Source organism: Pseudomonas sp. FSL R10-1350, assembly GCF_009600525.1.
Classification (GTDB): Bacteria; Pseudomonadota; Gammaproteobacteria; order Pseudomonadales; family Pseudomonadaceae; genus Aquipseudomonas; species Aquipseudomonas helleri.
The window spans coordinates 73,226-80,287 of record NZ_WIVR01000019.1 but is presented as its reverse complement, the minus strand read 5'-3'; the positions used below and the strand labels follow the sequence as shown (position 1 = coordinate 80,287).

The window sequence follows — 7,062 nt, the reverse complement described above, 5'->3', positions numbered from 1 at the left end:
ACATTTTGGAAGCCGAGCCCCAGCTTGCGGGCGTGGTGGCGGTCGACCTGGAAGCCAAGCGTCTGGTGCGCGTGCGTGAAAACCTTGAGCGTCTGGGCCTGAGCGCCGAGCTGATTGCTGCCGATGGCCGCGACACTGCGACCTGGTGGGACGGCAAGCCGTTCCAGCGCATCCTGCTCGATGCCCCATGTTCTGCGACGGGCGTGATCCGCCGTCACCCGGACATCAAACTGACCCGCCAGCCGGACGACATCGCCGCCCTCGCCAGCCTGCAAGGCGAGTTGCTGGACGCCATGTGGCAGACCCTGGAAGTCGGCGGCATCCTGCTGTACGCCACCTGTTCGACCTTACCGACCGAAAACACCGAAGTGATTGAAGCCTTTTTGGCCCGCACTCCCGGTGCGCGCGAGCTGGACATCGCCGGGCAGTTCGGCATCAAGCAACCTCACGGGCGCCAATTGCTGGCGCAAGAGGGTGGGCATGACGGTTTCTATTACGCCAAACTGATCAAGATCGCTGCCGCACGCGGCTAACGACGGGAACAGGGAATCACGGCATGAAAATCATCATCCTCGGCGCAGGGCAGGTCGGCGGTACGCTGGCCGAGCATTTGGCCAGTGAAGCCAATGACATCACCGTGGTCGACACCGATGGCGATCGCCTCCGCGATTTGGGTGATCGTCTGGATATACGTACCGTGCAGGGCCGTGCTTCGCTGCCCAATGTGCTGCGCCAGGCGGGCGCTGACGATGCCGACATGCTGGTGGCGGTGACCAACAGCGACGAGACCAACATGGTCGCGTGCCAAGTGGCCTACACGCTGTTTCACACCCCGACCAAAATCGCCCGGGTACGCGAATCGGCCTACCTGACCCGTGGCGAAGAGCTGTTTGATAACGACGCGATTCCGGTCGACGTCTTGATCAGCCCCGAGCAGGTCGTGACCAACTACATCAAGCGCCTGGTTGAACACCCCGGCGCCTTGCAGGTGATCGACTTTGCCGGCGGCAAGGCGCAGTTAGTGGCGGTCAAGGCGTACTACGGCGGCCCGTTGATTGGCCAGCAATTGCGCCAGTTGCGTGAGCACATGCCGAATGTGGACACCCGGGTCGCAGCGATTTTCCGACGTGACCGGCCGATTACGCCCCGTGGCGACACGGTGATTGAGGCCGACGATGAGGTGTTTTTCATCGCCGCCAAGGCCAACATTCGCGCCGTGATGAGCGAAATGCGCCGTCTCGACGAAAGCTATAAACGCATTGTGATCGCCGGGGGCGGGCAGATTGGCGAGCGCCTGGCCGAGGCCATCGAAAGCCGTTATCAGGTCAAGATCATCGAGATGAGCCCGGCCCGCTGCCGCTATTTGTCTGACACCCTGGACAGCACCGTGGTGCTGCAGGGCAGCGCGTCAGACCGCGACTTGATGCTCGAAGAGAACATCGCTGATGCCGACCTGTTTCTGGCCCTGACCAACGACGATGAGGCCAACATCATGTCCTCGTTGCTGGCCAAACGCCTGGGCGCAAAAAAGGTCATGAGCATCATCAACAACCCGGCCTATGTGGACTTGATCCAGGGCGGCGAAATCGACATCGCCATCAGCCCGCAGTTGGCCACCATCGGCACCTTGCTGGCCCACGTGCGCCGGGGCGACATTGTCAGCGTGCACTCGCTGCGCCGGGGTGCGGCGGAGGCCATCGAAGCGATTGCCCACGGTGATTCGAAGTCGAGCAAGGTGATTGGCAAGCGCATTGGTGAAATCAACCTGCCGCCGGGCACCACCATTGGCGCGATCATTCGCGACGACGAAGTGCTGATTGCCCACGACGCCACAGTGATCAATGCCGGTGACCATGTGATTTTGTTCCTTGTGGATAAAAAGCATATTCGCGACGTAGAGAAGCTGTTCCACGTTGGTTTGAGTTTTTTCTAAGGAGTCAGGGATGCTGGAGTCATTGGAAAAGATGTTGGCCAAGGGTGTGGATAACTCGCTGCTGCGCTTCGGGCTGGGCAAGGGTTATCTCGACCTTGGGGATAACCTCAAGGCGGCGGAACATTTGCAGCGCTGTGTTGAATTTGACCCCAAGTACTCAGCGGCCTGGAAGCTGCTGGGCAAGGCCCGATTGGCGGCAGGCGACCGTGCAGCGGCGCGTGAAGCGTGGGAGCAGGGGATAATCGCGGCACAAGGCCATGGCGACAAACAGGCCGAGAAAGAAATGACCGTGTTTTTGAAGAAGCTGGAGAAGCAGCAGGCTTAACGCCTCAGATTTCCTGTGGGAGCGGGCTTGCTCGCGATGGCATCTACGCAGTTTCAAGGTTAAACCGCGTCGTTTGTATCGCGAGCAAGCCCGCTCCCACAGGTTGTGCATTCAGCTAGCTCAGTACCAGCGCGCTTCGCCCGGCGGGCGTTTTTTGAAGCGTTTCATGCTCCACATGTATTGGCTCGGGTAAGCCCGCACGTATTTCTCCACCACTTGGCTCATGGCCGCGCAGGCGGTTTCGGTGTCGGTGCTGTACATGGCTTCGGGCGCCGCTTCCAATATCACTTTGAACCCCGAACCGTCCGGCAAACGCACCGCGTGCAGGAACACACCCACCGCTTTGCCACCCGCCAGCATGTTGGGCACAAATTTGCTGGTCAGGGCCGTGGTGCCGAGGAACGGTACAAAAATACCCGCTGATTCTGCCGGCTCCGGGTCTGCCGGGATGCCGACCTGGCCGCCTTTGCGCACCTCTTTGATGACACTCAAAATGCCTTCTTTGGTCGACGCGGCCACGCGGTTGCCCAACTGTACGCGCTGTTTGCGCAGCAGTTCGTCTACGGCCTTGAGCTTGGGCGGGCGATAAAAAATGATCGGTTTGCACTGGCTGCAATAGAAGTGGTTAAGCACTTCCCAGTTACCCAGGTGGCTGGTGATGCCGACCACGCCTTTGCCGGAAGCGAGGGCGTCTTTGAGCACGTCCAGGCCTTCGACTTCGCGCACCAGGTCAATGGAGCGCTGGGCGGGCCAGATCCACGCGCAGGCGCTCTCGGTCAGGCTTTTGCCGATGTCTTTGAGGCTTTGGCCGACCAATTGTTCACGGGCAACCGGGTCCATTTTGGGGAAGCACTTGGCCAAGTTGATCCGCACCACGTCGCGCGAGCGATTGGGCAGTTTCCACATCAGCCAGCCGATGGCCGAGCCCACGTGTTGCACCGCGCCCCAAGGGAGCATGGCAAACAACCGTAAAGCCCCGACCAGCAAGGCGCCTTTAAACTTTTCCACAGGGTCTTTCCCGTCTTCATAGTGCATCGACAACCCTTGTGGGAGCGGGCTTGCTCGCGATTCAGGCAACGAGGTGCATCTGGATCACCGCGTAGAGGCCATCGCGAGCAAGCCCGCTCCCACAGGGCCGGTGTATAAAAAGGCATTCTAACCGGCGTTGGACAGCTCAGCGTAGCGGTCGCAGGTGGTGGCGTGGTCCATGACCATGCCGCTGGCCTGCATGAAGGCGTAACAAATGGTCGGGCCGACGAAGGTAAAACCGGCTTTTTTCAAACCTTTGCTCATGGCTTCGGCCTCAGGAGTAACGGCCGGGAACTCATGCCGTTCGGTGAAGTGGTTGATCTTGGGCTTGCCGCCAACGAACGACCACAAAAACTCAACCGGGTCTTTGAGCGCCAGCCAGGCCTGGGCGTTGCGCCGCGCGCCGGTGACTTTCAAGCGGTTGCGCACAATGCCCGGATCGAGCAGCAAGGCCTCTATCTCGGCGTCTGTCATGACCGCCAGGCGCTGCACATCAAAGCCAAACATGACCTTGCGATAATGCTCGCGTTTGCGCAAAACCGTGATCCACGATAAACCCGCCTGGAACCCTTCGAGCAATAACAACTCGAAGAGCGCATGCGCATCGCGCAACGGCACGCCCCACTCTTGATCGTGATAGGCCGCATATAGCGGGTCGTCAGGGCACCAGAAACAACGTGGCATAGAGGCTCCAAGAGGTGGAGGCGCGACCGAATCGGGTATACTCCCGCTCTTTAAATCGCAGCCCAAGAAACAGGTGAATTTGTGAGCCAGCCTACGCCAGCAGTGCGTACCTTCCAAGACTTGATCCTCGCCCTCCAGCAATACTGGGCCGAGCAAGGTTGTGTGGTGCTTCAGCCCTACGATATGGAAGTGGGCGCCGGCACTTTCCATACCGCCACGTTTTTGCGCTCTCTGGGCCCAGAAACCTGGAACGCCGCTTATGTGCAGCCCAGTCGTCGCCCGACTGACGGCCGCTACGGCGAAAACCCTAACCGTCTGCAGCACTACTACCAGTTCCAGGTGGTATTGAAGCCAAACCCGCCTAACTTCCAGGAGCTGTACCTGGGCTCGCTGAAGCACATCGGCCTGGACCCGCTGGTTCACGATATCCGTTTTGTCGAAGACAACTGGGAATCGCCGACCCTGGGCGCCTGGGGTCTGGGCTGGGAAATCTGGCTCAACGGTATGGAAGTCACCCAATTCACTTACTTCCAGCAAGTAGGCGGCATTGAGTGCTACCCGGTGACCGGCGAAATCACCTACGGCCTTGAGCGTCTGGCGATGTACCTGCAAGGCGTGGATTCTGTCTACGACCTGGTCTGGACTGACGGCCCGTTCGGCAAAGTGACCTACGGCGACGTGTTCCATCAGAACGAAGTCGAGCAGTCGACTTACAACTTCGAACACGCCAACGTCGACAAGCTGTTTGAACTGTTCGATTTCTATGAAAGCGAAGCCAAGCGCCTGATCGAACTCGACCAGCCGCTGCCGCTGCCAAGCTACGAAATGGTGCTCAAGGCATCCCACACCTTCAACCTGCTGGACGCGCGCCGGGCCATCTCGGTGACCGCACGTCAGCAGTACATCCTGCGTGTGCGTACCCTGGCGCGTTCGGTGGCTCAGGCGTATCTCGAAGCGCGCGCCAAGCTGGGCTTCCCGATGGCTCCACCCGATTTGCGTGATGAAGTGTTGGCTAAGTTGGAGGCTGCACAATGAGTGCTCAAGATTTTCTGGTTGAACTGGGCACTGAAGAACTGCCGCCAAAAGCCCTCAGTACCTTGGCCGACGCGTTTTTGGCCGGTATCGAAAAAGGCCTGCAAAGCGCCGGTCTGAACTTCAAGGCGAAAAAAGTCTATGCCGCGCCGCGCCGTCTGGCCGTGCTGCTGACCCAGCTCGACACGCAACAGCCTGATCGCAGCATCAACATCGACGGCCCGCCTCGCCAGGCCGCGTTCGACGCTGAAGGCAACCCGACCCAGGCAGCCTTGGGTTTTGCCAAAAAATGCGGCGTTGAGCTGAGCGAAATCGATCAGAGCGGTCCAAAACTGCGTTTCAGCCAGGTAATCATCGGCAAGCCGACCGCCAGCCTGCTGCCGACCATCGTTGAAGACTCGCTGAACGATTTGCCGATCCCCAAGCGCATGCGCTGGGGTGCACGCAAAGAAGAATTCGTGCGTCCAACCCAATGGTTGGTGATGCTGCTGGGCGATGAGGTCATCGACTGCACCATCCTCGCGCAAAAGGCTGGCCGTGATTCTCGTGGTCACCGTTTCCACCACCCGGAAAACGTGCGCATCACCTCGCCTGCCAACTACCTCGAAGACCTGCGCAAGGCCTACGTGCTGGCAGACTTCAATGAGCGTCGCGAGCTGATCTCCAAGCGTGTGGCCGAACTGGCCACGATGCAGGAAGGCACCGCGATCGTGCCGCCAAGCCTGCTCGATGAAGTGACCGCGCTGGTTGAATGGCCGGTGCCGCTGGTGTGCTCGTTCGAAGAGCGCTTCCTCGACGTGCCGCAAGAAGCCCTCATCACCACCATGCAGGACAACCAGAAGTATTTCTGCCTGCTGGACGTCGATGGCAAGCTGCTGCCGCGTTTCATCACCGTGGCCAACGTCGAGAGTAAAGATCCGAAACAGATCATCTCGGGTAACGAGAAAGTGGTTCGCCCACGTCTGACCGATGCCGAGTTCTTCTTCAAGCAAGACAAAAAGCAGCCGCTGGAAAGCTTCAACCAGCGCCTGCAAAACGTGGTGTTCCAGGCGCAACTGGGCAGCGTTTACGACAAGGCCGAGCGCGTATCTAAGCTGGCCGCGTTCATCGCCCCGCGCATTGGCGGCGACGCTCAGCGCGCAGCCCGTGCAGGCTTGCTGTCCAAGTGCGACCTGGCCACTGAAATGGTCGGCGAGTTCCCGGAAATGCAAGGCATCGCCGGTTACTACTACGCCCTCAATGATGGCGAGCCAGAAGATGTCGCCCTGGCGCTGAACGAGCAGTACATGCCGCGCGGTGCGGGCGCTGAACTGCCAGAAACCCTGACCGGTGCAGCGGTGGCCATCGCTGACAAGCTCGATACCCTGGTGGGTATTTTCGGCATCGGCATGCTCCCGACCGGTAGCAAAGACCCGTACGCACTGCGTCGCGCAGCGCTGGGGATCTTGCGGATTCTGATCGACAAAAAGCTCGACCTCGACCTGACCGAAGCGGTGAACTTCGCCGTGTCGGCGTTCGGTGCCAAGGTCAAGTCAGCCGGTCTGGCTGACCAGGTGCTGGAGTTCATCTTCGACCGCCTGCGTGCGCGTTACGAAGACGAAGGCGTGGACGTGGCGACGTACCTGTCGGTGCGTGCGTTGCAGCCGCGTTCGGCGCTGGACTTCGATCAGCGTGTGCAAGCCGTTCAGGCGTTCCGTCAGTTGCCGGAAGCCGAAGCTCTGGCCGCTGTGAACAAGCGTGTATCGAACCTGTTGAGCAAAGTGGAAGGCAAGATTTCGACGAATGTCGAAGCCAAGTTCTTCGACAACGCCAGCGAGTTCTCGCTGTACTCGGCCATTCAAAAGGCGGACGAAGCGGTACAACCGATGGCCGCTGCCCGTCAGTACAACGAAGCGCTGACCCGTCTGGCCTCGCTGCGCGAGCCGGTGGACGCGTTCTTTGAAGCGGTGATGATCAATGCCGATGACGCCAGCGTGCGGGCTAACCGCTACGCCTTGCTGGCCCGTCTGCGCAGCCTGTTCCTGGGCGTCGCTGATATTTCGTTGCTGAGCTGAGGAAC

The 7,062-nt window shown here is 59.8% G+C and carries 6 protein-coding genes and 1 pseudogene; 5 read left to right on the top strand and 2 right to left on the bottom strand.

Annotation, left to right across the window (positions count from 1 at the left end; all coding sequences use genetic code 11):
* The 3 genes and pseudogenes from GHO25_RS11415 to GHO25_RS11405 all read left to right on the top strand — a co-directional run.
* A pseudogene (locus GHO25_RS11415) lies at window positions 1–533 on the top strand (16S rRNA (cytosine(967)-C(5))-methyltransferase); the annotation flags it as partial.
* 23 nt (window positions 534–556) lie between these two features.
* Window positions 557–1,933: a Trk system potassium transporter TrkA gene (trkA, locus tag GHO25_RS11410; protein ID WP_048373936.1), complete on the top strand. Its 1,377-nt coding sequence runs from the start codon at window positions 557–559 to the stop codon at window positions 1,931–1,933.
* Window positions 1,934–1,943: 10 nt separating this feature from the next.
* The gene (locus tag GHO25_RS11405; protein WP_048373935.1) at window positions 1,944–2,258 is read left to right on the top strand and encodes a hypothetical protein; all 315 of its coding nucleotides are present in this window, start codon (window positions 1,944–1,946) and stop codon (window positions 2,256–2,258) included.
* Between the two features lie 120 nt (window positions 2,259–2,378).
* On the opposite strand, the gene GHO25_RS11400 is transcribed toward GHO25_RS11405, so the two are convergent.
* Both GHO25_RS11400 and GHO25_RS11395 read right to left on the bottom strand, forming a co-directional pair.
* A complete protein-coding gene (locus tag GHO25_RS11400) occupies window positions 2,379–3,266 on the bottom strand; it encodes a lysophospholipid acyltransferase (RefSeq protein WP_178110065.1) in 888 nt (295 codons plus the stop codon).
* Between the two features lie 147 nt (window positions 3,267–3,413).
* Entirely contained in the window at window positions 3,414–3,971 is a 558-nt protein-coding gene (locus GHO25_RS11395) for a DNA-3-methyladenine glycosylase I (RefSeq protein WP_153390810.1), read from the bottom strand.
* An 81-nt stretch (window positions 3,972–4,052) separates the two neighbouring features.
* On the opposite strand from GHO25_RS11395, the gene glyQ reads away from it, so the two are divergent.
* On the top strand, window positions 4,053–5,006 hold the full coding sequence (gene glyQ, locus GHO25_RS11390) for a glycine--tRNA ligase subunit alpha (protein ID WP_003437964.1): 954 nt from the start codon (window positions 4,053–4,055) through the stop codon (window positions 5,004–5,006).
* Window positions 5,003–7,057 carry a glycine--tRNA ligase subunit beta gene (gene glyS / locus GHO25_RS11385; RefSeq protein WP_048373931.1) on the top strand — a complete coding sequence of 685 codons (2,055 nt, stop codon included), beginning with the start codon at window positions 5,003–5,005 and terminating at the stop codon, window positions 7,055–7,057. Before glyQ ends, glyS begins: the two co-directional genes overlap by 4 nt.
* Window positions 7,058–7,062 lie beyond the last annotated feature (5 nt).

Bases quoted from the DNA above. Each gene is read 5' to 3' on its own strand.
- GHO25_RS11405 (WP_048373935.1), top strand. From the start codon at position 1,944: ATGCTGGAGTCATTGGAAAAGATGTTGGCCAAGGGTGTGGATAACTCG.
- GHO25_RS11395 (WP_153390810.1), bottom strand. From the start codon at position 3,971: ATGCCACGTTGTTTCTGGTGCCCTGACGACCCGCTATATGCGGCCTAT.
- trkA (WP_048373936.1), top strand. From the start codon at position 557: ATGAAAATCATCATCCTCGGCGCAGGGCAGGTCGGCGGTACGCTGGCC.
- glyS (WP_048373931.1), top strand. From the start codon at position 5,003: ATGAGTGCTCAAGATTTTCTGGTTGAACTGGGCACTGAAGAACTGCCG.